The organism is Azonexus hydrophilus (assembly GCF_001956855.1).
In the GTDB taxonomy this organism is placed as follows: Bacteria; Pseudomonadota; Gammaproteobacteria; order Burkholderiales; family Rhodocyclaceae; genus Azonexus; species Azonexus hydrophilus_A.
Window position 1 is genome coordinate 99,228 of record NZ_MTHD01000002.1, and the last position, 24,889, is coordinate 124,116.

Sequence of the window (24,889 nt, forward strand, 5' to 3'; positions counted from 1 at the left end):
CAGTATGCTGAACACGATAGCAGCGCGTCTTCGGAGAAGGGTCAAGCGTCTTCTCGGGGTGTCCATGCTGGACCCGCGGGTTAGCGTTGGTCATGGAACTTATGGTGTCGGCGAGAAAACGGTGCTCCTCTTTCGCGACGACGACAGGGTACGGATTGGCAAGTACTGCAGCGTGGCCTACGGCGTCACGATTGTCTCCAGTGGGGAGCACAATTATGGTGGCGTTGCCAACTACCCATTCGCCGCTGTTCTGAATCAGGACATCGACAGGGATACCTTTTCAAAGGGGCCGGTCCGGATAGGCAATGATGTCTGGATCGGGGCAAATGCGACAATCCTGTCTGGGGTTACCATCGGAGATGGTGCGGTGGTGGCGGCGGGCGCGGTAGTTACCGAATCCGTGCCGCCATATGCCATCGTCGGTGGCGTGCCGGCCCGTGTGATCAAATATCGGTTTGAAGCTGAGACTATCGAAAGCCTGTTGCGCGTCGCGTGGTGGGATTGGAGTCCACAGACCATCCGGGAGAACATGGAGTTGTTCTACCTGCCTGTGGATGCTTTTTTGAGCAAAGCAATTGAGATGAACAAGATCAATGACTAAGAAAATCTTGATTACTGGTGGTGCCGGTTTTATCGGTTCGAGTCTTGCGCTCGCATTGAGTGCCCGTGGCCATGAGGTTACCGTTCTGGATAACCTGGCCCGGCAGATTCATGGTGATGATGCGGAGGCTTCGCCGTTGTTTGCCAGGATTCGCGGCAAGGTCGATTTTGTTCGCGGTGATGTCACCTCCCGGGAAGACCTTCTGAAAGTTTTGCCCGGTGTCGATACCGTGGTGCATCTGGCGGCGGAAACCGGGACCGGACAGTCGATGTATGCGATCCAGCACTACGCCGAGGTCAATGTGGGTGGCACCGCCCTGTTGCTCGATTTGATCGCCAACGAACGTTTTCCGGTCAGTCGTCTGGTCGTGGCTTCATCACGGGCAGTTTATGGTGAGGGAAAATACCAGTGCGCCGTCCACGGCGTGCAGTATCCAGGTGCGCGTTCCGATGCGGCGATGGCCGGCCGGCAGTTCGAGCACACTTGCCCACTTTGCCAGCAGGTTCTGCAGGTGTTGCCGACTGATGAGTTGTCGGCGCTGCATCCATCTTCGGTTTATGGCGTCACCAAGCTGACCCAGGAGCAACTGGTGTTGTCGGTGGGCAAGGCGCTTGGCATTTCGGCACTGGCTTTTCGCTACCAGAATGTTTATGGGCCGGGGCAGTCGCTTTCGAATCCTTATACCGGCATTCTGTCCATTTTTTCGACCCGGATACGCCAGGGTAAGCCGGTCAATATTTTCGAGGACGGCAAGGAAAGCCGTGATTTTGTCTTTATTGATGATGTGGTCGAGGCAACGGTGCGTGGCATAGAGCATGAGGATCCGCTGGTTGAGGTGTTCAATGTCGGCTCCGGCGTTGCGACCGACGTCTTGAACGTTGCAACGACCCTGCGTCAGTATCTGGATGGTATTTCGGATATAGCCGTATCGGGGCAGTATCGGGCCGGGGATATCCGCCACAACGTGGCCGATCTGGAGAAGGTTTCGCGATTGCTTGGTTTCAAGGCGCAAGTCTCGTTCGAGGAAGGATTGCGTCGTTTTGTCGATTGGGCTCGTAGCGAACGCATCGCCGATGATCGCTACGAAGAAAGCCTGGACGAATTGCGGGCAAAGGGCTTGTTCAAGTGATGGTGCCCCAGCGTCAGGGGCTGGTCAGTCTGGTGGTTGCCAGCTACAACCATGCCGGTTTTCTTACTCGCCGGATGGATAGCCTTATCGGCCAGACCTATCCGGATGTCGATATTCTGGTCATCGACGATAAATCCCCCGATCACAGCGTCGAGATACTGCGTCACTACGAGGCAAACCCCCGGATCCGACTGGTGCTACGCGATCAGAATGGTGGCTGGGTTACGGTCAGCAACCAGGGGGTCGATCTGTCGTCCGGAGAGTACGTGCTGTTCGCCAACTGCGATGACGATTGTGATCCCCGTATGGTCGAGCGCCTGGTAGATGCCCTGCAGCAGCATCCTTCCGCCGGTATTGCCTTTTGCCGCAGCCTGATGGTGGACGAGGATGATCAGGTGCTCGGAGATGACTTCACGATCCGCGAGGCGAGTTTCCGTAAGCGCTGTGCGCAGGACACGCTGCTGTCGGGCAGTGAGGCCAGTCGTTTTCTGCTGCATTCCTGCGTGATTCCAAATCTGAGCGCGGCGTTGTTCCGGCGCGAGTGTTTTGCCAAAGTCGGCAAACTGTCATCTGCTTACCGAGTTTGTTGCGATTGGGATCTGTTTTTCAGGGTTGCAGCTCAATACGATATCGCCTACGTGGCAGAGCCGTTGAACCGCTTCCGGCAGCATCGGAAAACGATCCGCAGCGTGACCAAGGACAAGGTAGTGTTTGAGGAGTATTTCCGTCTGTTGCTTGGTGAGATCAAAAGGCTCAATCTGTCAGTTGTCGAACGCGCCAAGTTCAGAACGCATGTAATGTATTTGTGGACAGTGCATCTGTTTTCGCCATCTTTGAACGGTGTTTTCAACCTGCCGTATCATTTCGGCAGAATTTTCAGTCTGGATCCATTGGCCTTGCTGTTCTTTCTTCCTGCATGCATCGTGCGCGCCAGTGAACTGGCGGTGAAGGTGTTTCATAAACTGGGTTTCTCATCTAAAAAAAGAGTGTTGGGATGACAAAAAAAATACTGGTGACCGGTGGAGCCGGGTTTCTGGGATCGCACCTGTGTGAACGTCTGCTTGCGGCCGGGAATGATGTCCTGTGTGTTGACAATTTCTTTACCGGCAGCAAAGACAACATCGCCCACCTGATCGGGAATCCTTATTTTGAACTGATACGGCATGACGTGACTTTTCCTCTTTATGTCGAGGTCGATCAGATCTATAACCTGGCTTGTCCCGCTTCGCCGATTCACTATCAGTTCGACCCGGTGCAAACGACCAAAACCAGTGTGCATGGTGCGATCAACATGCTTGGACTGGCAAAGCGAGTCAAGGCGCGGATTTTTCAGGCATCGACTAGCGAAGTTTATGGTGATCCTGAGATTCATCCCCAAGTGGAGGGCTATTGGGGGCGCGTGAATCCGATTGGTTTGCGTAGTTGCTATGATGAAGGCAAGCGATGCGCGGAGACGTTGTTCTTTGATTACTGGCGGCAGCACCAGGTTGAAATCAAGGTGGCCCGTATCTTCAATACGTATGGGCCGCGGATGCATCCCAATGATGGTCGGGTGGTGAGCAATTTCATCGTCCAGGCATTGCGGGGTGAGGACATCACAATCTATGGCAGTGGTCAGCAGACACGGAGCTTTTGCTATGTTGATGATCTGGTCGAGGTGATAATCCGTTTCATGGACTCTCCTGCTGATTTAACCGGGCCCGTGAATATCGGGAATCCGGGAGAGTTCACCATGCTTGAATTAGCCGAAAAGGTGATAAGTCTCACTGGTTCCAGAAGCAAGCTGGTGTTCAAGCCTTTGCCGTCAGACGACCCGAAGCAACGACAGCCTGATATCAGTCTGGCGAAACAGGCGCTGGATTGGGAGCCCACGGTATCGCTCGAGGATGGCCTGAAGGAGACTATCGCGTATTTCAGCAAGCACATTTGAAGTTGCCTATGCCAAGAAATAAGCAACCCCGGGTGAGCGTCGTCATTCCAAACTACAATCGTGCAGGCGATCTTCAGCGGTGTCTGGATTCGTTGGTGGCCCAGACTTTCGATGATTTCGAGGTTCTGGTTTGCGATGATGGATCTACGGACAACAGCGCAGAGGTGGCCGCAGATTTTGCGGACAGGCTTGATCTCAGGTTCGATACTGCGGAGAATTTCGGCGGGCCGGCGCGACCGAGAAATCGCGGGATTGCTCTTGCTAGGGCGCCATTCGTGGCATTTCTTGATTCGGATGACTGGTGGAAACCCGGAAAACTGGCTAATAGCGTTCCGGTTTTGGAGGCAGGTGCCGATGTGGTCTATCACGACCTGTACATCGTTCGCTCGCAGCATCAGCAAGAATTCAGCGCACGGGTTGAATCCACCCCGCCCAGGGTGCCGATGTTCCAGTCGCTGCTGTGTACAGGTATTTCGATTCCGAATTCGAGCGCGGTGGTCAGGAAAAGTCTGCTTGAGCAGATCGGCGGGGTTTGCGAAGACAGGGAACTGATTTCGGTTGAAGATTACGATACGTGGCTTTGTCTGGCACGCTGTACTGAACGTTTTGTGCGCCTGGATGCATGTGATGGCTACTACTGGGTCGGCGGTGGCAACATATCTGCCGCGTCTCCCAGGCAGCAAACAAGAATCAAGGCGCTCTACGCGCGGCATCTGGAAGCTTTGCCGGCCGATGTCAGGCAACGGGCGGAAGGCTTCCTGGCCTATCGGGTAGCTCGAATCGCGCAACAGCACGGGGATTTTGGCACTGCGCTCAGTTGTTTTCGGGACGCCTTGGCGCATCCTATAGAACCGGGGTATCGCCTAAAGGCGATCTATTTCGCTGCGCGGGCCCTCTGGTCCCGGATGAAAACTCGATGCGCGTGAGCGTTATCATTCCTTGTTTCAAGGATTCTGCAACGCTGGGCAGGGCACTGGATTCCGTGTTTGCCCAATCGCGTTCTGCAGACGAAGTCATCGTGGTCAACGATGCATCGCCGGAAACAAGAGAAATTGAGGCTGTCCTGGTTGCCTACCCGAGTGTGAAATATGTCGTAAATGCGGCGAATCTTGGGTTGGCTGCAACGAGGAATGCGGGTGTGCATGCAGCTTCGGGGGAGATCGTCTGCTTTCTCGATGCCGATGACGAATTGCATCCCCAGAAAATTGAGCTGCAGTTGTCGCTTTATCGCCCGGGGCGGGCTGTCAGCTGCAGCGTCGAGCGCATTGGCGACGAGCGAGGCATTGACCGCGTCGCGCCTTATGCCGGCGAGGTCAGGCACTCGGTACTCGCGGACTCGTCGGTACTGGTCCGCAGAAATACGCTGACGGGCGCCTCCTTGATGGTGTCCCGGGAGCTCTTCCTGTCGCTGGGAGGCTACGACGAAACCCTGCGCTCGTGTGAGGATTTCGATCTCTGGCTACGCCTTCTAGACGCGGGGGTGCCTGCATTCAACATTGATCTGCCCCTGTATCTCTATAGGGTCAATGAAAACGGGCTGTCGAGGAATCTGCTGAATATTTCCTATTGGGAGCTGGAGGTCGTAAAGAAACATTACGCCCGGCACCGTCGTGCGGGGGAACAACCGTCAGGCGAGGCAAGCACGTTGGTAATATGGTTGTTCAAGCACTTCGTTCGCTATGAGCAGTGCCGGGACCCAAGATTGATCGAAGCAACACGCCGGAATCTCCAATTGCTGGGTGAATGGCCTTTGGCGAGAGTGCTCTTGCTTGTTGCCCAAAAAACCGGCTTGCCCCGGCTTGTCGGCTTTTTGTTGGCAAACAGGGGTTCCAGCGGACAAGTGCCCGGTACGTTCGCGAGAGAGCAGAAATGATGAAAGGCTCGACGGGCAATATGTTCAATGATCGAATCTGCTTCGTTGTTTCCAGTCCGATGACTGCACGGGCATTCCTGACTGGGCATCTGCTTGCCTTGAGTCGCCGGTATGCCGTTGATCTGGTCTGCCATGCCGACGGCGGCGCGGCGCTAGATAGCCTGGCTGGCAAGGTAGCGGTTATTCCGGTGGCAATCGAGCGCAAGGTGTCGCCGCTTGCAGACTTGGTGGCGCTGTTGAGGCTATACCGTCACTTTTGCACCAGTCGCTACGGGGCGATTTGTTCCGTCACGCCCAAGGCCGGCCTGCTTTCCCTGCTGGCGGCATTCTTCAGCAGGACACCGGTCAGGATCCACATCTTTACCGGCCAGGTCTGGGTCACCCGAAGCGGTGTGAAGCGCTGGTTGCTCAAGATGATCGATAAGCTGATGGCTTGGCTGGCTACCGATTTGCTGACCGACAGCCCGTCGCAACGTGAATTTCTTATTGCCGAAGGCGTGGTTCGTCCGGAGAAGATACAGGTACTGGCGGGAGGCTCGATCTGTGGCGTCGATGTTGAACGCTTCCAGGCTCGTCCCGGAATGCGAGACAGTCTCAGGCAGGAACTTGGTATTCCCGAAGATGCAGTGGTGGTGCTCTTCCTGGGCAGGATGAACCGTGACAAAGGCGTATTGGATTTGGCGCGGGCCTACGCCGATCTGGCGGTCAAAAATCAGGGTCTTTGGTTGCTGGCGGTTGGGCCTGACGAGGAAAACATCCAGGCAGATGTCGCAGCGATCTGTGCTGATGTGAGTTCGCGGACAAGGCTGCTTGGCTTTACCGATCAGCCTGAGCGTTTCATGGTGGCCGCCGATATTTTTGCCCTGCCGAGTTATCGGGAAGGTTTTGGCTCATCGGTAATTGAGGCGGCTGCATGTGGTGTGCCGAGCGTATGTTCGAGAATCTACGGCTTGACCGACGCTGTGGTCGACGGGGTGACCGGGGTCTTGCACACTCCTGCGGATGTGACGGATATCAAAATCAGGCTGGAACAACTGCTTGATCCTGCGCTGAGGGAACGACTTGGAGAGGCTGCGCGCAATCGTGCGGTCAATGAATTCAGCCAGCAACGTCTGACCGATGGGATGCTGTCCTTCATCGAATCCTGCCTTGTCCGATAGAAATCTCAAGCTAGGCGTTTGAACGGGATGTGGCTCATGACGAAATCATTGGTATTGCAATTTCGGCGCAGACGGAGCGGTTCTGGAAATTATCAGGAATGACTAAAAGGTTGATTGATATCACGGTGGCAGCAGTCTCGCTGCTGCTGCTCGGGCCTCTACTTTTTGTACTTGCCCTGGCAGTGGCTGGTGCCTTGGGCAGACCTGTATTTTTCGTGCAAGTCCGGCCTGGCTTGCATGGTGTTCCGTTCCGAATGTTCAAGTTCCGCACCATGCTCGATGCCTATGACGATGATGGGCGCCCGCTGGAAGATGCACAGCGCATGACACGATTTGGCCGCTTTCTCCGGGCGACGAGCCTCGATGAATTGCCGGAGTTGTGGAATGTTCTGGTGGGCGACATGAGTCTGGTCGGGCCGAGGCCTCTGTTGATGGAATACCTCCCGCTGTATTCTCCCGAGCAGCGGCGTCGGCATGATGTTCGGCCGGGGATAACAGGCTGGGCTCAGATAAACGGTCGCAACACGCTCGACTGGGATGAGCGTTTCCGACTTGATGTTTGGTATGTGGATCATCAGTCGTTTTGGCTGGACCTCAGGATACTTCTCCTGACTGTCCGCAAGGTACTGGCCAGGGAAGGAATCAATGAGGCAGGAAAGGCAACGATGAGCAAGTTTACCGGGAGCCAGGGGTCATGAAGGATGGATTGTATGGGGTCATCGGAGCCGGAGGCTGCGGCCGCGGCGTTCTGCCGCTGGCTCGTCAGCAATTGCTCGCCGATGGGATAGGTGTGGAGCAACTGGTATTTGTCGACGATGCACTGGCCGGCAAAATCATCAACGGTCACCGCGTTGTCAGCCACGCACAGTTCATTGCAGAGCCCGCCGGCAGCCGTCATGCCGTTATCGCAGTGGCAAATGGCAAGGTACGGGAACGTATCGCCTTGCATTGCCAGCAGGATGGCATCCTACCCTGGACCATATCAGCCGGGAACGTGACGATAATGGATGATGTTTCCATCGGGGAGGGGGCGATCCTGAGTCCTTTCGTTACATTGACTTCGAACATCATCATCGGTCGGCATTTTCACGCCAACCTGTATAGCTACGTCGAGCACGACTGCGTGATCGGCGATTTCGTAACCTTCGCTCCTGGCGTCAAATGCAACGGGAACATCCATATAGGTGACCATGCCTATGTTGGTTCCGGTGCCATCATCCGTCAGGGCAAGCCTGGGCAGCCATTGCTTATTGGCGCCGGGGCGGTTGTCGGTATGGGGGCTGTGGTGACACGGGACGTACCAAACGGTGTGACTGTTGTCGGTAATCCGGCCCGCCCGCTTGCTTGAGGATATTGATGAAATGCTGAATACACCTTTTTCCCCGTGGCCATCTTTTTCAGAAGAAGAGGCTGATGCTGTCCGTTCCGTTCTCCTGTCCAACCGGGTGAACTACTGGACTGGCGATCACTGTCGCCGTTTTGAGACTGAGTTTGCTGATTGGTGCGGGTGCGCTCATGCGGTGGCTGTGGCCAACGGCACGGTAGCTCTGGAGTTGGCGCTACGCGCCCTAGGTATTGGTTCCGGCGATGAGGTCATCGTGACGCCCAGAACCTTCATTGCGTCAGCGTCGTGTATTGTCAGTCTTGGGGCGAAGCCGGTATTTGCTGATGTTGACAAGGATTCCCAGAATATAACTGCGCAAACAATCGAGGCGGTGCTGACTCCACGAACCAAAGCGGTGATCTGTGTCCATCTGGCTGGTTGGCCGTGTGATATGGACCCAATCATGGCACTGGCTGACCGGCGCGGCCTGAAAGTGATCGAGGATTGCGCTCAGGCGCACGGGGCACGCTATAAAGGCCGGCCCGTTGGTAGCATCGGCCATGTGGGGGCTTGGTCTTTCTGTCAGGACAAGATCATGACCACTGGTGGTGAGGGGGGGATGGTAACGACTCAGGACGAAGCGCTCTGGCGGACGATGTGGTCTTACAAGGACCATGGAAAATCGTATCAAGCGGTTTACGAGCGGGAGCACCCGGCGGGCTTTCGCTGGTTGCACGAAGGCTTTGGATCGAACTGGCGAATGATCGAAATGCAGGCGGTAATCGGCCGTATCCAGTTGCAGCGGATGTCGGAGTGGAGCCGTAAGCGCACTGACAATTGCCAGCAGATATGGGCTTGTGCACGTGAGCTCCCTGGGTTGCGGGTGCCGGAGTTGCCCGGTGATATCCTGCACGCAGCATACAAATGCTATGTCTTTGTTGAACCAGTGCGCCTGAAGGCTGGCTGGACGCGGCGACGTATTCTGGATGCGCTGAATGAGGTTGGCATTCCTTGTAATCAGGGAAGCTGTTCAGAGATATATCTGGAAAAAGCTTTTGACAACACCGGCTGGAGGCCAGAGGCGCCGTTGCCTGTGGCTCATGAGTTAGGAGAAACCTCTATGATGTTCATGGTTCATCCTTCGCTGACTCAGATGGAAATCAATGAGACATGTGTCGCGTTACGTCGGGTAATGAACGAGGCGTGTCAATGAGGCGCTATTGCGCAATCGGAAAACAGGTTTCGGTGGATGGCAGCGATGATCAGATTGCTCAATAAGTTTGCGGCTCCCGTGCTCGGCCTGCCGAGATCTGCAAAGCGATTCATTGTTGTGTTCGTTGATATAGGGTTGTGCGTACTGTCTGTCTGGCTGGCTTACTATCTCCGCTTGGGTGAGTTTGTCGCGTTATCGGGAAATGGTCTCTGGTCGGTTGCAGTATCGGTAGGTATTGCCATACCTGTATTCATTGCCTCGGGGCTTTATCTGGCAATCTTCCGTTATAGCGGCTGGCCAGCCTTGCTGACGGTGGCGCGCGCTGTCGGAATCTACGGGGTGCTGTATGCATCCATCTTCGCTGCCATCGGTGTTAACGAGGTGCCGCGAACTGTCGGCATCATCCAGCCCATCCTGTTGCTGCTGTTCGTCGGTGCATCCAGAGCTTTTGCACGGATTTGGCTGGGTGATCGTTACCGGAGCATCCTGAAAGAGGTGGCCCGCCCCAAGGCGCTGATCTATGGTGCCGGGAGAAGTGGGCGGCAACTTGCTGCGGCCATGGGCAACAGTCATGAGATGCAGGTGGTCGGGTTTCTCGATGACGATGATCGTTTGCATGGTCATGTGCTTAACGGCCTGCGGATTTATAACCCGGGGGATTTGGTCAGTCTTGAATCGGCGCTGAATATCAGCGATGTGTTGCTCGCGATGCCTTCGCTGAATCGCAAGCGCCGCAATGAAATTCTGGCGGAGATACGTCGCGCCCACGTCTCGGTGCGTACGCTGCCAAGCATGAGCGACCTGGCTCAGGGCAAGGTCAGCATCTCCGATCTGCGCGAACTCGATATTGACGACTTGCTCGGACGCGATCCGGTGTCGCCGAACCACATCCTGCTGGCGAAGAATATTCTCGATAAGGTGGTACTGGTGACCGGGGCGGGAGGCTCCATCGGCAGCGAGTTGTGTCGTCAGATACTGGTCATCGGGCCACAGAAGTTGTTGCTGATCGAGCAGAGCGAGTTCGCACTGTATGCGATTCATCAGGAGCTGGAAGAAAAACTGGCCGGACGGAATGTGCATCTGGTTCCCCTGCTGGCTTCCGTGCAGGACGATGAGCGGATGCACGAGATCATGTCGACCTGGCGACCAGACACGGTTTACCACGCTGCCGCCTACAAGCACGTGCCTCTGGTCGAGCATAATCCGGCCGAGGGCATCAAGAACAACGTGCTGGGCACGTTGCGCGCGGCACAGGCGGCGGCGCGCAATGGGGTGGCTGATTTTGTCCTGATCAGTACCGACAAGGCGGTGCGTCCGACCAACATCATGGGGGCGAGCAAGCGCATGGCCGAGATGGTTCTGCAAGCGTTGGCCGAGATATCTCCGGGGACCAAATTCGCCATGGTCCGATTCGGCAATGTGCTCGGTTCCTCTGGCTCGGTGGTGCCGCGTTTTCGTCAGCAGATCCGCGATGGAGGACCGATCACGCTCACCCACCCGGAGATCACCCGCTACTTCATGACCATTCCCGAGGCTGCGCAACTGGTCATCCAGGCTGGCGCGATGGCCAAGGGCGGAGATGTGTTTGTACTCGACATGGGGCAGCCGGTGAAAATCCTCGATCTTGCCCGGCGCATGGTCGAGTTGTCCGGTCTTGAGGTCAGAGGCGAGGACAACCCCGATGGCGACATCGAGATCGAGATCACCGGCCTGCGGCCGGGAGAGAAGCTCTACGAAGAATTGCTGATCGGCGATAACCCCAAGCCGACCAGCCATCCACGCATCATGAAGGCGCATGAGGACTTCCTCGCCTGGGTGGAGTTGGAGCAGCGTTTGCTCGCCCTGCAAGCAGCGCTGGAGGTCAACGATGTCGGTGTGGTGCGGTTGATGCTGCAGGAGCTGGTTTCCGGCTATGAGCCTTCTGGCGAGATCGTTGATTGGGTGCATCTGGCTCAGTTGGCAGAAGCGAGCTAAGCCGGGAAGTCGATACGGCGCATTGACAAAGGTGCAAGCATGCCCTAGCGTGCCTGCCTCCCGCATTTTTGGGCATCGCCGCCATGGAATTCCTTGATCTCCCCCAGTTGTTGTCTGCCGCCGGTACCGTCCGTCTGCCCGGTTCCAAAAGCATTTCCAACCGTGTGCTGCTGCTGGCGGCGCTGGCCGATGGTGAGACCGAGGTTCGCGATCTGCTTGCTTCCGACGATACCGAGCGCATGCTCGATGCACTGCAAGCGCTGGGCATCGGTGTCACGCACCTGGGCGGTGAAAACTGGAAGATCGTCGGCTGCGGCGGTGCTTTCCCGGTCAAGCAGGCTGAACTCTTTCTCGGCAACGCCGGTACTGCCTTCCGGCCGCTGACCGCGGCGCTGGCGCTGGCTGGTGGCGATTACGTGCTGAAGGGCGTGGCGCGCATGCACGAGCGGCCGATCGGCGACCTGGTCGATGGTCTGCGCCAGCTCGGTGCCGATGTCAGCTACCTGGGCAATGAGGGTTACCCGCCACTGCACCTGAAGCCGGCAACGATCCGACCGGATGGCGTGGTCAGCGTTCGTGGCGACGTTTCCAGCCAGTTCCTGACCGGTCTGCTGATGGCCTTGCCTCTGACCGGTCAGACTGTTGCGGTCGACGTCGTCGGCGAGCTGATTTCCAAGCCCTACATCGAGATCACGCTGGCGACGATGGCACGCTTTGGTGTTGTCGTCGAGCGCGACGGCTGGCAGCGTTTCACCGTGCGTGCCGGCAGCCGTTATGTCTCGCCAGGGACGGTGTATGTCGAGGGCGATGCCTCGTCGGCGTCCTATTTCCTTGCGCTCGGCGCCATTGGTGGCGGGCCGGTCCGGGTCGAGGGCGTCGGTCGTGATTCGATCCAGGGCGATGTGAAGTTCGCCGAGGCGCTGGCGCAGATGGGCGCCATCATCGAAACCGGGCCGAACTGGATGACTGCATGCGCGCCACAGGGCGGGCTGATTGCGGTCGACCTCGATTGCAACCACATTCCCGACGCGGCGATGACGCTGGCTACCGCTGCGCTGTTCGCCAAGGGCACGACGACGCTGCGCAACATCGCCAGCTGGCGGGTCAAGGAAACCGACCGCATCGCGGCGATGGCGACCGAGCTGCGCAAGATCGGCGCCGTAGTCGAGGAGGGCGCGGATTTCATCAAGATCACGCCGTCGACCGCGAGACCCGCGGCGATCGACACCTACGACGACCACCGCATGGCGATGTGCTTCTCGCTCGCCGCTTTCGCAACGCCGTTGCGCATCAACGATCCGAAGTGCGTGGCCAAGACCTTCCCCGATTACTTCGAACGCTTCGCGACGGTCACCCGGGCGGCGCCGGTGATCGCCATCGACGGCCCGTCGGCGTCGGGCAAGGGTTCGGTGGCGGCGCGCGTTGCCGCGGCGCTCGGTTTTGCCTACCTCGATTCCGGTGCGCTCTACCGACTGACTGCGCTCGCCGCACAACGCGCCGGTATCGCCTGGGACGATGAAGCTGGTGTCGCGGCTATTGCCGCCGGTCTTGACGTGGTGTTCACCGGTGAAGACATCCGCCTGGCCGGCGTGCTGGTTGGCGACGCCATCCGGACCGAAGACATCTCGGCCGGCGCCTCGAAAGTCGCCGCCTTGCCGGCCGTGCGCGAGGCGTTGCTGTTCCGTCAGCGCGTCTTCAACACCTTGCCCGGCCTGGTCGGCGACGGGCGCGACATGGGGTCGGTGATCTTCCCGCGTGCCGTGCTCAAGGTCTTCCTCACAGCCACTGCCGAGGCGCGCGCTGAACGACGCTATAAGCAGTTGATCGAAAAAGGTTTCTCTGCTAATCTCCCGGACCTTCTGGCTGACCTGCAGCAACGTGACGCGCGCGACTCGCAGCGTAGCGTGGCGCCGCTCAGGCAGGAGGCTGATGCCAGGCTGCTGGAGACCACGCAACTCACCATCGAACAGGCGGTGAAGCAGGTTCTGGACTGGTACTCGGAAGCATCGTCGTAAAGCTGTCGTAGCAAGGTGTTGCCGGCCATGTGGCAGGCAATTTGTTGTAACCCTCAACCCGCTGCGGGTCATTTGATTCGTGGCAAGGAACTCACTCCGTAATGGAATCTTTTGCTCAACTGTTTGAAGAATCCCTGGCTCGCCAGGAAATGCGTCAAGGCGAAGTCATCACTGCAGAAGTGGTGCTCATCGATCACAATTTCGTTGTGGTCAATGCCGGCCTGAAATCCGAATCCTACGTTCCCGTAGAAGAATTCCTGAACGATATGGGTGAAATTGAAGTCGCCGTCGGCGATTTCGTCCAGGTCGCCATCGAAATGCTGGAAGACGGCTATGGTTCGACCCGCCTGTCCCGCGATCGCGCCAAGCGCATCGCCTCCTGGAACTTCCTGGAGCAGGCCCTGAACGATGGCGCGCTGGTCAGCGGCACCATCACCGGCAAGGTCAAGGGCGGCCTCACCGTCATGTCCAACGGCGTCCGTGCCTTCCTCCCGGGCTCGCTGGTTGACATGCGTCCGGTCAAGGACACCACCCCGTACGAAGGCAAGACCCTTGAATTCAAGGTCATCAAGCTCGATCGCAAGCGCAACAACGTCGTCCTGTCCCGTCGTGCCGTCCTCGAAGCGACCGCCGACAAGGATCGCGAAAAGCTGATGGAGAACCTCAAGGAAGGTTCCACCGTCAAGGGTATCGTCAAGAACATCACCGACTACGGTGCATTCGTCGACCTCGGCGGCATCGATGGTCTGCTGCACATCACCGACCTGGCCTGGCGCCGTGTCCGTCACCCGAGCGAAGTGCTCAACGTTGGTGACGAAGTTACCGCCAAGATCCTCAAGTTCGACGCCGAGAAGAACCGCGTCTCCCTGGGCATGAAGCAGCTGGGCGACGATCCGTGGGTCGGCATCGGCCGCCGCTACCCGGCTGGCACCCGCCTGTTCGGCAAGGTCACCAACCTGACCGATTACGGCGGCTTCGTCGAAATCGAACAGGGCATCGAAGGCCTGGTGCACGTGTCCGAAATGGACTGGACCAACAAGAACGTCCACCCGTCCAAGGTTGTTTCCCTGGGCGACGAAGTTGAAGTCATGATCCTGGAAATCGACGAAGAACGTCGTCGTATCTCCCTGGGCATGAAGCAGTGCCAGGCCAATCCCTGGGACGACTTCGCGATGAATCAGAAGAAGGGTGACAAGGTCAAGGGCGCGATCAAGTCGATCACCGACTTCGGCATCTTCATCGGTCTGCCTGGCGGCATCGATGGTCTGGTTCACCTGTCCGACCTGTCCTGGTCCGCGACCGGCGAAGAAGCCATCCGCAACTTCAAGAAGGGTGACGAAGTTGAAGCCGTGGTTCTCGGCATCGACGTCGAGAAGGAACGCATCTCCCTGGGTATCAAGCAGCTGGATGGCGACCCGTACGCCAACTTCATCGCTACCCACGAGAAGAACAGCATCGTCCGTGGCATCGTCAAGTCGGTTGATGCCCGTGGTGCCGTGGTTGCGCTGGATGGCGAAAACGAAGCCTACCTGCGTGCCTCCGAGTTCTCTCGCGAGCGTACCGAAGACCTGTCCCAGCACCTGAAGGTGGGTGACGAGATCGAAGCCATGATCATCAACGTGGATCGCAAGACCCGTGGCATCAATCTGTCCATCAAGGCCAAGGATCAAGCCGAACAGCACGAAGCCCTGCAGAAGTTCTCTTCTGACACCTCTGCTGCTACCGGTACGACCAACCTGGGTGCCCTGCTCAAGGCCAAGCTGAACCAGCAAGGCTGATAAGGGCAAGCATGACCAAATCCGAGCTCATCGCCCGGCTGGCGGAGCGATTTCCGCAGTTGGTGGCGAAGGATGCTGATTTCGCGGTCAAGATGATTCTCGATGCGATGTCTGAAGCGCTGGTGCGCGGAGACCGCATCGAGATCCGCGGATTTGGCAGCTTCGCGCTCAACTACCGGCCGCCGCGCGTTGGTCGCAATCCCAAGTCGGGAGACAAGGTCAGCGTACCGGCGAAGTGGGTCCCCCACTTCAAGGCCGGCAAGGAACTGCGCGAGCGGGTCGACCAGTCGATCTGAAGCCGGGCTTGGCCCAATGTGGTAGATTCGGGGCAGTGAATTTCACTGCCCCTTTTCATTGAATGTCATGACAGCCCTGACCTGGTTCCTGCGCTTCATCATCTTTTCCTTTCTGGTGGTCTTTGCCATCCAGAACACCGCACCGGTCACCCTGACCCTGGTGCTCGACTACCAGTGGCAGGCGCCGCTGGTCATTCTTCTGCTGGCATTCTTTGCCGGTGGCGCGATTCTTGGCGTGTTGTCGCTGGTCGGCCCGGTTTTCCGGCAGCGCCGCGAAATCGCCCGCCTCAAGCGGGCGCTGGCCAAGGCTGAGCACGCCCCTGTGCCGGAACTGCCGCCTCAACCATGAACGAACTTTTTGAATACTGGCAACTGCTGCTGGTACCCGTGTTTTTTGCCATGGGCTGGACTGCCGCCCGTGTCGACATGCGCCAGGTGGTGCACGAGTCCCGTGCGTTGCCGCGCTCCTATTTCAAGGGCCTCAATTTCCTGCTCAACGAGCAGCCGGACAAGGCCATCGATTCCTTCCTCGAAGTTGCCAAGGTTGATTCGCAGACCGTCGAGCTGCATTTCGCGCTCGGCAACCTGTTCCGCCGTCGGGGCGAGACCGAGCGGGCCATCCGCATGCACCAGAACCTGCTGGCCTTGCCCGAAATCGAGGAAAAGCACCGTTTGCAGGCGATGGTCGAACTCGGCCAGGACTTTCTCAAGGCCGGCCTGCTCGACCGTGCCGAAGAAATCTTCAACAAGCTGATCGGTACTTCGCGCGAGCCTGATGCCAAGCGCTCGCTGCTGGAAATCTATCAGGTCGGCAAGGAATGGCAGAAGGCCATCGACATTGCCCGTGAATTGCCGGATGTCGCATCGCACCGTGAAATAGCCGAGTATTTCTGCGAACTGGCGGCCGGTGAAATCATGCGTTCGCGCAGTGATTCGGCGCGTCAGTATCTTGATGTCGCGATGCAGGAAAACCGCAAGTGCGTCCGTGCCAGCATGCTGCTGGGCGACCTGTTTGCTCAGGAAGGCAAGCTGGAAGAGGCGATCGCCGTCTGGCAGGGGATCGAGCAGCAGGATCCCGCCTACCTGTCGCTGGTTGCCCAGCGTCTGCTTGACGCCTATCGCAAGCTTGAGCGCCTGGGCGAGGGCATCGCGCTGCTCGGCGGTTATCTCGAGCATTATCCGTCGCAGGACCTGCTCGATGTCGTTCATCAACTGGTGCTCGAAGGTCAGGGTGACGAGGCGGCCTACCGTCTGGTGCGTGCCGAATTGCAGCGCAATCCGTCGCTGCTTGGCCTGGAAAAGCTGATGAGTGCGCGTCTGCCGCTGGCCTCGCCGGAAGTGCGGCCGGATGTCGAACTGGCGAAGACCATCATCCAGGGCTATACCCGTCGCCTGTCGCGCTATCGATGCAATAATTGCGGCTTCAAGGCGCGCCAGTTCTACTGGCGTTGTCCGGCGTGCGGCGGTTGGGAAACCAATCCACCGCGACGCAGCGAAGAATTCGATCAATCCCTGTAGGACTTCGATGCTGGAAAAACTGTCGCAGGTTCGCCTGCTTGTCGTCGGCGACGTGATGCTTGACCGCTACTGGTTCGGCGAAGTCAGCCGCATTTCGCCGGAAGCGCCGGTGCCGGTGGTCAAGGTGGCGCGGATGGAAGAGCGCCTCGGTGGCGCCGCCAACGTCGCCCGCAACGCCGCCTCGCTGGGGGCGCAAACGACCTTGCTGTCGGTGGTCGGCGACGACGAGGCCGGGCGCACGCTCGGCCGTCTGCTGGCCGAAGGTGGAATTGCCGCCGATTTGCAGGTCGACCGCGAGATCGACACGACGGTCAAGTTGCGGGTCATCGGTCGCCAGCAGCAACTGCTGCGCATCGATTTCGAAACCACGCCTTCGCACGAAATCCTCGATGCCAAACTGGCCGAGTACGAACGCCGGCTCGCCGATTGCGACATCGTCATCCTGTCCGATTACGGCAAGGGCGGCCTGACGCACATCACCGAGATGATCCGGCTTGCCCGCGTTGCCGCCAAGCCGGTGCTGGTCGATCCGAAGGGTGATGAGTGGGATAAGTATGCTGGCGCCACGGTAATCACGCCGAACCGCTCCGAATTGCGCGATGTCGTCGGCCGCTGGTCGTCGGAGGCGGTGCTGTTCGACAAGGCCGAGAAACTGCGCGGCGAGCTCGGCCTGGAAGCCCTGCTGGTCACCCGCAGCGAGGAGGGCATGACGCTCTTCGCCGACGGCCAGACCTTCCACCAGGCAGCGCAGGCGCGCGAGGTCTTCGACGTCTCTGGTGCCGGCGATACCGTCATCGCTACCCTCGCCGTGATGCTTGCTGCCGGTGCCGACTGGGCCGAAGCCATTCGAGTCGCCAATATCGCTGCCGGCATCGTTGTCGGCAAACTGGGAACCGCCGTTGTGACCCGCGATGAAATCGCGGGCGCCCTGTAAGGAAAAACCATGTACACAGTCGTTACCGGCGCTGCCGGCTTCATCGGTGCCAATATCGTCAAGGCGCTCAACGAGCGCGGCGTGACCAAGATCATTGCGGTCGACAACCTGACCAAGGCAGAAAAGTTCAAGAACCTGATCGATTGCGAAATCGCCGATTACATCGACAAGCAGGATTTCATCGAGCGCATCCAGGCCGGGCATTTCGACGGCGAGATCGAAGCCATCTTCCATGAAGGTGCCTGTTCGGACACGATGGAAACCGACGGCCGCTACATGATGGAGAACAATTACCGCTATTCGTGCATCCTGCTCGACTGGTGTCTCGATCAGGACGTCCAGTTCCTCTATGCCTCCAGCGCGGCGACCTACGGCGCCAGCAACGTTTTCAGGGAAGAGCGCCAGTACGAAGGGCCGCTCAACGTTTACGGCTACTCCAAGTTCCTGTTTGACCAGGTTGTCCGGCAAAAGCTGGCGCAGAATCCGTCGTCGCAGATCGTCGGCTTCCGCTACTTCAACGTCTATGGTCCGCGCGAAACGCACAAGGGGCGGATGGCATCGGTCGCCTTCCACAACTTCAACCAGTTCCGCGCTGACGGCAAGGTCAAGCTGTTCGAAGGCTCGCACGGCTACGAAAATGGCGGCCAGATGCGCGATTTCGTTTTCGTTGGCGATGTGGCCAAGGTCAATCTCTTTTTCCTCGACCATCCGGAAAAGTCCGGCATCTTCAATCTGGGCTCGGGGCGCGCGCAGAGCTTCAACGACGTCGCCGTTGCTGCGGTCAACGGCTGTCTGTGTGGAAAAAGCGAGGCAAAAAACGCGGCGCCGCTGGGTCTGGTGGAACTCCGGGCACAGGGCTTGCTCGAATACATCGCCTTCCCCGAAGCCTTGAAGGGCAAGTACCAGGCCTTTACGCAGGCGGATCTGACCAAGCTGCGCGATGCCGGCTACGTTGCACCGATGGCCACGGTTGAGGAAGGCGTTTCCCAATATATCGAGTGGCTGAACCGCAATGTATAAAACCCTGCAGGATTTTGTCGGAAACACCCCGCTGGTTCGGCTGCAGCGCATTCCCGGCGCTGACAACGAGCGCCGCGGCAACGTCATCCTGGCCAAGCTCGAAGGCAACAACCCGGCGGGTTCGGTCAAGGACCGCCCGGCACTGTCGATGATCGTCCATGCCGAAGCGCGCGGCGAGATCAAGCCGGGCGACACGCTGATCGAGGCGACTTCCGGCAACACCGGCATCGCGCTGGCGATGGCGGCGGCGATCAAGGGCTACAAGATGATCCTGGTGATGCCCGAGAACCAGAGCATCGAGCGCCGCCAGAGCATGCGCGCCTACGGCGCCGAACTGGTGTTGACACCGAAGGACGGCGGCATGGAGCTGTGCCGCGATGTCGCCGAACGGATGCGTGACGAAGGCAAGGGCATCATCCTCGACCAGTTCGCCAATCCGGACAATCCGCGCGCCCACATCGAAGGCACCGGCCCGGAAATCTGGCGCGATACCGACGGCCGGATCACCCATTTCGTTTCCAGCATGGGCACTACCGGGACCATCATGGGCACCTCGGCCTATCTGAAGGCGCAGAACCCGGCGATTCAGATCGTCGGCTGCCAGCCGGAAGACGGCAGCCAGATTCCTGGCATCCGCAAATGGCCGGAAGCCTACCTGCCGAAGATTTACGACAAGACCAATGTCGACCGCATCGAATACGTGTCGCAGGCCGACGCCGAAACGATGACCCGGCGTCTGGCGACCGAGGAAGGCATCTTCGCCGGCATCTCGTCGGGCGGCGCGCTGGCGGTGGCACTGCGCTTGGCGCAGACGCTGGAGAACGCGACCATCGTCACCATCGTTTGCGACCGCGGCGACCGCTATCTGTCGACGGGCGTGTTTCCAGCATGAGCGGCGCGGCATGAAGCCGGTCCTCGTCTTCGACATCGAGACCATTCCCGATGTCCCCGGCCTGCGCCGGATCAACGATCTGCCCTCCGAGTTGTCCGACGCCGAGGTTGCCGAACTCGCCTTCCAGCAGCGCCGGGCGAAGAGCGGCAACGATTTCCTGCCGCTGCACCTGCAGCGCGTCGTCGCCATTTCCTGCGTGCTGCGCACGCTCGAAGGTTTCAAGGTGTGGTCACTGGCCGAGCCGGATCTCGACGAAGGCGCGATCATCCAGCGCTTTTTCGACGGCATCGAGAAATTCACGCCGCAGATCATTTCCTGGAACGGCAGCGGTTTCGATCTGCCGGTGCTGCACTATCGCGGCATGCTGCACGGCGTCGTCGCGCCGCGCTACTGGGACATGGGCGAGGGCGACTACGCCGATTCACGCGATTTCAAGTGGAACAACTACATCAGCCGTTACCACACCCGCCACCTCGACCTGATGGACCTGCTGGCGCTGTACAACGGCCGGGCGAATGCGCCATTGGATGATCTGGCCAAACTGTTCGGTTTTCCCGGCAAGCTCGGCATGGACGGCAGCAAGGTCTGGGAAGCCTGGCAGGCCGGGCAGGCCGCCGACATCCGCGATTACTGCGAAACCGACGTGGTCAATACCTACCTGGTCTATAACCGTTTCCGGCGCATGCGTGGCGAACTGACGGCCGACGAGGAAGTGGCCGAAATCGCTTTCATCAAGGCCCAACTGGGCAGGATCGACGCGCCGCACTGGCGGGAGTTTCTTGCTGCCTGGGGCTGATGACGTCGCCGTACGGCGCTATAATCAAGGTTTTCAAACTAAACGCAGAGAGCTCACGATGTCCCTGAACAACGTTTCTTCCGGCAAGTCCCTGCCCGACGACTTCAACGTCATCATCGAAATCACCGCCAATTCCGATCCGGTCAAGTACGAAGTGGACAAGGAATCCGGCGCCGTTTTCGTCGACCGCTTCCTGGGCACGGCGATGCACTATCCCTGCAACTATGGCTACATCAACAACACCATCGCCGGTGACGGTGATCCGGTCGATGTGCTGGTCGTTACCCCGTTCCCGCTGCCGCCGGGCGTTGTCATCCGCTGCCGTCCGCTCGGCATGCTGGCCATGGAAGACGAAGGCGGTCAGGACGCCAAGCTGCTGGCCGTGCCGGTTTCCAAGCTGACTCCGCTGTACAACGACGTCAAGTCCTTTGAAGACATCCCCGAACTGCTGCGCAAGCAGATCTCGCATTTCTTCGAGCACTACAAGGATCTGGAACCGGGCAAGTGGGTCAAGGTCGTTGGCTGGCAGGGCATCGAAGAAGCCCGCAAGGAAGTCATGGAAGGCGTCGCCCGTTACCAGGCCGAAGCCAAGTAAGCCATGCTGCGCATCGCCGTTGCCCAGTTCAATGCCGTCGTCGGTGACCTGACGGGCAACGTCGAACGCATCATCGCCTGCGCTGCCGAGGCGAAAGCCCGCGGCGCGCAGGTGCTGCTGACGCCGGAACTGGCGCTCAGCGGCTATCCGCCGGAAGACCTGCTGCTGCGCCCGGATTTCTACCGGGCCTGCCAGCGGGCGCTCGACGATCTGGCCGCCCGTGTTGACGGGATTGCGCTGGTTGTCGGCCATCCGGAAGAATTTGAAGGCGCCTGTCACAACGCTGCCTCGGTCATTGAAAATGGCCGGAAAACTGCGGTCTACCGCAAGATCCGCCTGCCCAACTACGACGTCTTCGACGAGAAGCGCTATTTCGAGCCGGGCCACGAAGCCTGTGTCGTCACGCTCGGTGACGTCAATGTCGGCATCAACATCTGCGCCGACATCTGGGAAGAAGGTCCCTACGAACTGAGTTGTGCCGCCGGTGCCGAACTGGTGCTGGTGCTCAATGCCTCGCCCTGTCATCTCGAGAAACACCACGAGCGCGCCCGCGTGCTCGGCGAGCGGGTCGAGGCGACCGGCGTGCCCGCCATCTACTGCAACCTAGTCGGCGGCCAGGACGAACTGGTTTTTGACGGCGCCTCGTTCGCCATCGACGAGCGCGAGCAGATCTGCATGCGCCTGCCGCAGTTCGAGGAAGCGCTCGGCATCGTCGATTTCGATCGCGGCCGGCTGCAGTCGGACGATCATGCCGAACCGCTGTCGCTGGAAGCCGAAGCCTATTCGGCGCTGGTCCTCGGTGTGCGCGACTACATCGGCAAGACCGGCTTCAAGGGCGCGATCATCGGCCTTTCCGGTGGCATCGATTCGGCGCTGACGCTGTGCGTTGCGGTCGACGCGCTGGGCGCGGAAAAAGTCCACGCGGTGATGATGCCGTCGCCCTATACGGCGCAGATGAGTCTCGACGACTCGCGCGAGATGATCCGTCAGCTCGGTTGCTCGTACGACGAAATCGCCATCGCGCCGGCGATGGCCACCTACGAATCCATGCTGGCACCGCTGTTCGCCGGCTTGCCGCAGGACACCACCGAAGAGAACATCCAGGCGCGGATCCGCGGCAACATCCTGATGGCGTTGTCGAACAAGACCGGCAAGCTGGTGCTGACCACCGGCAACAAGTCCGAAATGGCGGTCGGCTACTGCACGCTGTACGGCGACATGGCCGGCGGCTTCGCAGTGATCAAGGACGTGTACAAGACGCTGGTCTATCGTCTGTCGCGCTACCGCAACACGCTGTGCCAGGGCGAGCCGGTGATTCCCGAGAACATCATCGTCCGGCCGCCGTCAGCCGAGCTGAAGCCGGATCAGAAGGACCAGGATTCGCTGCCCGAATACGAGGTGCTCGACGCCATCGTCCGCGCCTACATGGAAGAAGACCGCAGCCCGCGCGAGATCATCGCCGCCGGCCTGCCCGAGGCCGATGTGCGCCGCGTCGTGCGCCTGCTGCGCATCGCCGAGTACAAGCGCCGGCAGGCACCGATCGGCATTCGCATCACGCCGCGTGGTTTTGGCAAGGACTGGCGTTATCCTGTCACCAATCGCTACGTCGACGAATTTTGAGATCAAACAGAGAAGAGGGGATGCATCCATGAAGAAAATCGAAGCCATCATCAAGCCGTTCAAGCTGGACGAAGTGCGCGAAGCCCTGTCGGAAGTCGGCATCACCGGCCTGACGGTGACAGAGGTCAAGGGTTTTGGTCGCCAGAAGGGTCACACCGAGCTGTACCGCGGTGCCGAGTACGTCGTCGATTTTCTGCCCAAGATCAAGATCGAGGTGGTCGTCGCCACCGAACATGTCGAACCGGCCATCGACGCCATCGTCAAGGCTGCGCGTACCGGCAAGATCGGTGACGGCAAGATCTTTGTCATGCCGGTCGAGCAGGTGGTGCGTATCCGTACCGGCGAAACCAACGAATCGGCAATCTGATTTTTTGGCAAATCCTGCGGTCGACCGCAGGATTCAGGCAAAAACGCAGGGCGGCTCAGGCCGCCCTTGTCTTTTTCGGCGCGCGCAGCAATACCAGCAAGGCGCCTTCGCCGCCGTCGTGCGGGCGTGCCTGGCAGTAGGCCAGGACTTCCTCGCGCTGGGCCAGCCAGCCGCGTGTCAGCTGGCGCAGGATCGACAGCTTCTGCGGCGAGCCCAGGCCCTTGCCGGTGATCACCCGGACGCAGCGGACACCGTGATGCAGGCATTCAGCGAGGAACGTTGCCAGCAGTTGCCGGGCTTCGTCACGATTGGCGCCGTGCAGGTCGATTTCATCCTGGATCACCCAGCGGCCGCGGCGCAGGTCGCGCAGCACGTTGCCGGCGATGCCGTTGCGCAGGTAGTGCGGTTCGTCGCCGCCTTCGAGCCGGTCCTGCAGGCCGATGCGGCCATGCAGGCTTTCATGCAGTGCGGCCCGTTCGTCGGCAAGGAATTGCTGCGGCCGCGGTGGCGGCGGCGGGGTGCCGACGACGACGCGGTTGGCCGCCGGCAGGGGATGCACGCCCTGCATCGCCAGGACGAAGGCTGCCGCATCGGGATCGTCCGGCAGGCGCGGCCGGGGAGCGCTGCCCTCGCTGTGCCAGTGGGCCGGGAGGTCAGTGCCGCGACGAGCTTTCGTCGTCGGTTTGCTGGCTTCGTGCAGTGGGCGAGCCGGCGGCTGGCGCCGCGGTCTGGCACGCGTCAGCTGGACGCGATTATCCGGCGGCAGCGGATCGGCATCCGCCACCGCCGCCCGGAAGGCCGCCAGGTCGTCCGGGTCGATCAAGGGATTTCAGGACAGGTTGTCCAGGTAGCGCTCGGCATCGAGCGCCGCCATGCAACCGCTGGCCGCCGAGGTGCAGGCCTGCTTGTAGATCTGGTCCTGGACGTCGCCGGCGGCAAAGACACCGGGGATGCTGGTCTGCGTCGCGTTGCCGTTGCGGCCGGCCTGGGTGACCAGGTAGCCGTGGTCCATTTCGAGCTGGCCGGCGAAGATGTCGGTATTCGGCTTGTGGCCGATGGCGATGAACACGCCATGCACGTCGACCTTCTTCACTTCACCGGACTGCACGTGCTTGACCGCCAGGCCGGTGACACCGGAATCGTCGCCGAGCACTTCGTCGAGCGTGCTGTTCCACAGGATCGTGACCTTGCCTTCCTTTTCCTTCTGGAACAGCTTGTCCTGCATGATCTTCTCGGCCTTGAACTTCTCGCGACGGTGGATCACGGTGACGTGGCTGGCGATGTTGGCCAGGTACAGTGCTTCTTCGACGGCAGTGTTGCCGCCGCCGACAACAGCGACCGGCTTGTTGCGGTAGAAGAAACCGTCACAGGTGGCGCAGGCGGACACGCCCTTGCCCTGGAAGGCCTGCTCGGACGGCAGGCCGAGGTACATGGCGGAAGCGCCGGTGGCGATGATCAGCGCGTCGCAGGTGTAGGTGCCGGCGTCGCCGATCAGCGTGAACGGCTTTTCGGTGAGCTGGGTCGTATGGATGTGGTCGAAGATGATTTCGGTATCGAAGCGGGTGGCGTGCTTCTCGAAGCGCTGCATCAGTTCCGGACCCTGGACGCCATCGGCGTCGGCCGGCCAGTTATCCACTTCGGTCGTGGTCATCAGCTGGCCACCCTGGGCCATGCCGGTGATCAGCACCGGCTTCAGGTTGGCGCGGGCGGCGTAAACGGCAGCGGTGTAGCCGGCCGGGCCGGAACCGAGAATGATCAGTGGAGTGTGGCGGGTGGTCTTGGACATGTTTTTCTGCCTGTAAGTTGGACGGGGAAAATTATAGCCTCCTGATGGACGATCGTTTTGTAGAGGAT

General features: G+C 59.5%; 25 protein-coding genes. 23 read left to right on the forward strand and 2 right to left on the reverse strand.

The features are described from left to right. The first annotated feature begins 4 nt into the window (after positions 1-4). From BJN45_RS18240 to BJN45_RS05065, 23 genes are all read left to right on the forward strand, one after another. The gene (locus tag BJN45_RS18240) at positions 5-601 is read left to right on the forward strand and encodes a CatB-related O-acetyltransferase (protein ID WP_076092750.1); all 597 of its coding nucleotides are present in this window, start codon (positions 5-7) and stop codon (positions 599-601) included. After that, complete coding sequence (locus tag BJN45_RS04960) at positions 594-1,730, forward strand: NAD-dependent epimerase/dehydratase family protein (protein WP_076092752.1); 1,137 nt, start codon at positions 594-596, stop codon at positions 1,728-1,730. The genes BJN45_RS18240 and BJN45_RS04960 overlap by 8 nt, the downstream gene beginning before the upstream one ends. Then, a complete protein-coding gene (locus BJN45_RS04965; RefSeq protein WP_076092754.1) occupies positions 1,730-2,728 on the forward strand; it encodes a glycosyltransferase in 999 nt (332 codons plus the stop codon). Before BJN45_RS04960 ends, BJN45_RS04965 begins: the two co-directional genes overlap by 1 nt. Beyond that, positions 2,725-3,660 carry a UDP-glucuronic acid decarboxylase family protein gene (locus BJN45_RS04970; protein WP_076092756.1) on the forward strand — a complete coding sequence of 312 codons (936 nt, stop codon included), beginning with the start codon at positions 2,725-2,727 and terminating at the stop codon, positions 3,658-3,660. Before BJN45_RS04965 ends, BJN45_RS04970 begins: the two co-directional genes overlap by 4 nt. 32 nt (positions 3,661-3,692) lie before the next feature. After that, complete coding sequence (locus tag BJN45_RS04975) at positions 3,693-4,586, forward strand: glycosyltransferase family 2 protein (protein ID WP_170873027.1); 894 nt, start codon at positions 3,693-3,695, stop codon at positions 4,584-4,586. After that, complete coding sequence (locus BJN45_RS04980) at positions 4,583-5,533, forward strand: glycosyltransferase family 2 protein (protein ID WP_170873028.1); 951 nt, start codon at positions 4,583-4,585, stop codon at positions 5,531-5,533. Before BJN45_RS04975 ends, BJN45_RS04980 begins: the two co-directional genes overlap by 4 nt. Further along, on the forward strand, positions 5,530-6,693 hold the full coding sequence (locus BJN45_RS04985; RefSeq protein WP_170873029.1) for a glycosyltransferase family 4 protein: 1,164 nt from the start codon (positions 5,530-5,532) through the stop codon (positions 6,691-6,693). Before BJN45_RS04980 ends, BJN45_RS04985 begins: the two co-directional genes overlap by 4 nt. Positions 6,694-6,722: 29 nt before the next feature. Next, positions 6,723-7,391 (forward strand): sugar transferase, encoded by a 669-nt coding sequence (locus tag BJN45_RS04990; RefSeq protein ID WP_276205203.1) that lies wholly within the window; start codon positions 6,723-6,725, stop codon positions 7,389-7,391. Then, a complete protein-coding gene (locus BJN45_RS04995) occupies positions 7,388-8,041 on the forward strand; it encodes an acetyltransferase (protein ID WP_076092764.1) in 654 nt (217 codons plus the stop codon). The genes BJN45_RS04990 and BJN45_RS04995 overlap by 4 nt, the downstream gene beginning before the upstream one ends. Then, positions 8,010-9,230 (forward strand): DegT/DnrJ/EryC1/StrS family aminotransferase, encoded by a 1,221-nt coding sequence (locus tag BJN45_RS05000; RefSeq protein ID WP_240494495.1) that lies wholly within the window; start codon positions 8,010-8,012, stop codon positions 9,228-9,230. The genes BJN45_RS04995 and BJN45_RS05000 overlap by 32 nt, the downstream gene beginning before the upstream one ends. A 45-nt stretch (positions 9,231-9,275) precedes the next feature. Beyond that, positions 9,276-11,204, forward strand: coding sequence for a polysaccharide biosynthesis protein (locus BJN45_RS05005; protein ID WP_076094071.1), 1,929 nt, complete (start codon positions 9,276-9,278; stop codon positions 11,202-11,204). Between the two features lie 83 nt (positions 11,205-11,287). After that, positions 11,288-13,219 (forward strand): bifunctional 3-phosphoshikimate 1-carboxyvinyltransferase/cytidylate kinase, encoded by a 1,932-nt coding sequence (locus BJN45_RS05010; RefSeq protein ID WP_076094073.1) that lies wholly within the window; start codon positions 11,288-11,290, stop codon positions 13,217-13,219. Between the two features lie 101 nt (positions 13,220-13,320). Continuing rightward, positions 13,321-14,997, forward strand: coding sequence for a 30S ribosomal protein S1 (gene rpsA / locus BJN45_RS05015; protein WP_076092766.1), 1,677 nt, complete (start codon positions 13,321-13,323; stop codon positions 14,995-14,997). An 11-nt stretch (positions 14,998-15,008) separates the two neighbouring features. Further along, positions 15,009-15,293 carry an integration host factor subunit beta gene (locus BJN45_RS05020; RefSeq protein WP_076092768.1) on the forward strand — a complete coding sequence of 95 codons (285 nt, stop codon included), beginning with the start codon at positions 15,009-15,011 and terminating at the stop codon, positions 15,291-15,293. 67 nt (positions 15,294-15,360) lie between these two features. Then, positions 15,361-15,642, forward strand: a complete 282-nt coding sequence (locus BJN45_RS05025; RefSeq protein ID WP_076092770.1) for a LapA family protein — start codon at positions 15,361-15,363, stop codon at positions 15,640-15,642. Further along, complete coding sequence (lapB, locus tag BJN45_RS05030; RefSeq protein WP_076092772.1) at positions 15,639-16,811, forward strand: lipopolysaccharide assembly protein LapB; 1,173 nt, start codon at positions 15,639-15,641, stop codon at positions 16,809-16,811. Before BJN45_RS05025 ends, lapB begins: the two co-directional genes overlap by 4 nt. 7 nt (positions 16,812-16,818) lie before the next feature. After that, entirely contained in the window at positions 16,819-17,745 is a 927-nt protein-coding gene (gene rfaE1 / locus BJN45_RS05035; protein ID WP_076092774.1) for a D-glycero-beta-D-manno-heptose-7-phosphate kinase, read from the forward strand. 9 nt (positions 17,746-17,754) lie between these two features. Beyond that, positions 17,755-18,765, forward strand: coding sequence for an ADP-glyceromanno-heptose 6-epimerase (rfaD, locus tag BJN45_RS05040; protein ID WP_076092776.1), 1,011 nt, complete (start codon positions 17,755-17,757; stop codon positions 18,763-18,765). Then, a complete protein-coding gene (cysM, locus tag BJN45_RS05045; RefSeq protein ID WP_076092778.1) occupies positions 18,758-19,657 on the forward strand; it encodes a cysteine synthase CysM in 900 nt (299 codons plus the stop codon). Before rfaD ends, cysM begins: the two co-directional genes overlap by 8 nt. A 10-nt stretch (positions 19,658-19,667) precedes the next feature. Beyond that, positions 19,668-20,453, forward strand: a complete 786-nt coding sequence (locus tag BJN45_RS05050) for a 3'-5' exonuclease (protein ID WP_076092780.1) — start codon at positions 19,668-19,670, stop codon at positions 20,451-20,453. A 58-nt stretch (positions 20,454-20,511) separates the two neighbouring features. Next, positions 20,512-21,048, forward strand: a complete 537-nt coding sequence (ppa, locus tag BJN45_RS05055; RefSeq protein WP_076092782.1) for an inorganic diphosphatase — start codon at positions 20,512-20,514, stop codon at positions 21,046-21,048. A 3-nt stretch (positions 21,049-21,051) separates the two neighbouring features. Next, positions 21,052-22,668 carry an NAD+ synthase gene (locus tag BJN45_RS05060; protein ID WP_076092784.1) on the forward strand — a complete coding sequence of 539 codons (1,617 nt, stop codon included), beginning with the start codon at positions 21,052-21,054 and terminating at the stop codon, positions 22,666-22,668. A 28-nt stretch (positions 22,669-22,696) separates the two neighbouring features. Continuing rightward, complete coding sequence (locus tag BJN45_RS05065; RefSeq protein WP_076092786.1) at positions 22,697-23,035, forward strand: P-II family nitrogen regulator; 339 nt, start codon at positions 22,697-22,699, stop codon at positions 23,033-23,035. A gap of 55 nt (positions 23,036-23,090) precedes the next feature. On the opposite strand, the gene BJN45_RS05070 is transcribed toward BJN45_RS05065, so the two are convergent. After that, positions 23,091-23,858, reverse strand: a complete 768-nt coding sequence (locus tag BJN45_RS05070; protein WP_240494496.1) for a Smr/MutS family protein — start codon at positions 23,856-23,858, stop codon at positions 23,091-23,093. A 6-nt stretch (positions 23,859-23,864) separates the two neighbouring features. Further along, on the reverse strand, positions 23,865-24,821 hold the full coding sequence (gene trxB / locus BJN45_RS05075) for a thioredoxin-disulfide reductase (protein ID WP_076092788.1): 957 nt from the start codon (positions 24,819-24,821) through the stop codon (positions 23,865-23,867). Positions 24,822-24,889: the final 68 nt, after the last annotated feature.

What these genes read in the sequence shown, in the direction of transcription:
- BJN45_RS18240 (WP_076092750.1), top strand. Translation starts at nt 5, where the DNA reads ATGCTGAACACGATAGCAGCGCGTCTTCGGAGAAGGGTCAAGCGTCTT.
- BJN45_RS04960 (WP_076092752.1), top strand. Translation starts at nt 594, where the DNA reads ATGACTAAGAAAATCTTGATTACTGGTGGTGCCGGTTTTATCGGTTCG.
- BJN45_RS04965 (WP_076092754.1), top strand. Translation starts at nt 1,730, where the DNA reads ATGGTGCCCCAGCGTCAGGGGCTGGTCAGTCTGGTGGTTGCCAGCTAC.
- BJN45_RS04970 (WP_076092756.1), top strand. Translation starts at nt 2,725, where the DNA reads ATGACAAAAAAAATACTGGTGACCGGTGGAGCCGGGTTTCTGGGATCG.
- BJN45_RS04985 (WP_170873029.1), top strand. Translation starts at nt 5,530, where the DNA reads ATGATGAAAGGCTCGACGGGCAATATGTTCAATGATCGAATCTGCTTC.
- BJN45_RS04995 (WP_076092764.1), top strand. Translation starts at nt 7,388, where the DNA reads ATGAAGGATGGATTGTATGGGGTCATCGGAGCCGGAGGCTGCGGCCGC.
- BJN45_RS05005 (WP_076094071.1), top strand. Translation starts at nt 9,276, where the DNA reads ATGATCAGATTGCTCAATAAGTTTGCGGCTCCCGTGCTCGGCCTGCCG.
- BJN45_RS05010 (WP_076094073.1), top strand. Translation starts at nt 11,288, where the DNA reads ATGGAATTCCTTGATCTCCCCCAGTTGTTGTCTGCCGCCGGTACCGTC.
- rpsA (WP_076092766.1), top strand. Translation starts at nt 13,321, where the DNA reads ATGGAATCTTTTGCTCAACTGTTTGAAGAATCCCTGGCTCGCCAGGAA.
- BJN45_RS05020 (WP_076092768.1), top strand. Translation starts at nt 15,009, where the DNA reads ATGACCAAATCCGAGCTCATCGCCCGGCTGGCGGAGCGATTTCCGCAG.
- BJN45_RS05025 (WP_076092770.1), top strand. Translation starts at nt 15,361, where the DNA reads ATGACAGCCCTGACCTGGTTCCTGCGCTTCATCATCTTTTCCTTTCTG.
- lapB (WP_076092772.1), top strand. Translation starts at nt 15,639, where the DNA reads ATGAACGAACTTTTTGAATACTGGCAACTGCTGCTGGTACCCGTGTTT.
- rfaE1 (WP_076092774.1), top strand. Translation starts at nt 16,819, where the DNA reads ATGCTGGAAAAACTGTCGCAGGTTCGCCTGCTTGTCGTCGGCGACGTG.
- rfaD (WP_076092776.1), top strand. Translation starts at nt 17,755, where the DNA reads ATGTACACAGTCGTTACCGGCGCTGCCGGCTTCATCGGTGCCAATATC.
- cysM (WP_076092778.1), top strand. Translation starts at nt 18,758, where the DNA reads ATGTATAAAACCCTGCAGGATTTTGTCGGAAACACCCCGCTGGTTCGG.
- BJN45_RS05050 (WP_076092780.1), top strand. Translation starts at nt 19,668, where the DNA reads ATGAAGCCGGTCCTCGTCTTCGACATCGAGACCATTCCCGATGTCCCC.
- ppa (WP_076092782.1), top strand. Translation starts at nt 20,512, where the DNA reads ATGTCCCTGAACAACGTTTCTTCCGGCAAGTCCCTGCCCGACGACTTC.
- BJN45_RS05060 (WP_076092784.1), top strand. Translation starts at nt 21,052, where the DNA reads ATGCTGCGCATCGCCGTTGCCCAGTTCAATGCCGTCGTCGGTGACCTG.
- BJN45_RS05065 (WP_076092786.1), top strand. Translation starts at nt 22,697, where the DNA reads ATGAAGAAAATCGAAGCCATCATCAAGCCGTTCAAGCTGGACGAAGTG.
- trxB (WP_076092788.1), bottom strand. Translation starts at nt 24,821, where the DNA reads ATGTCCAAGACCACCCGCCACACTCCACTGATCATTCTCGGTTCCGGC.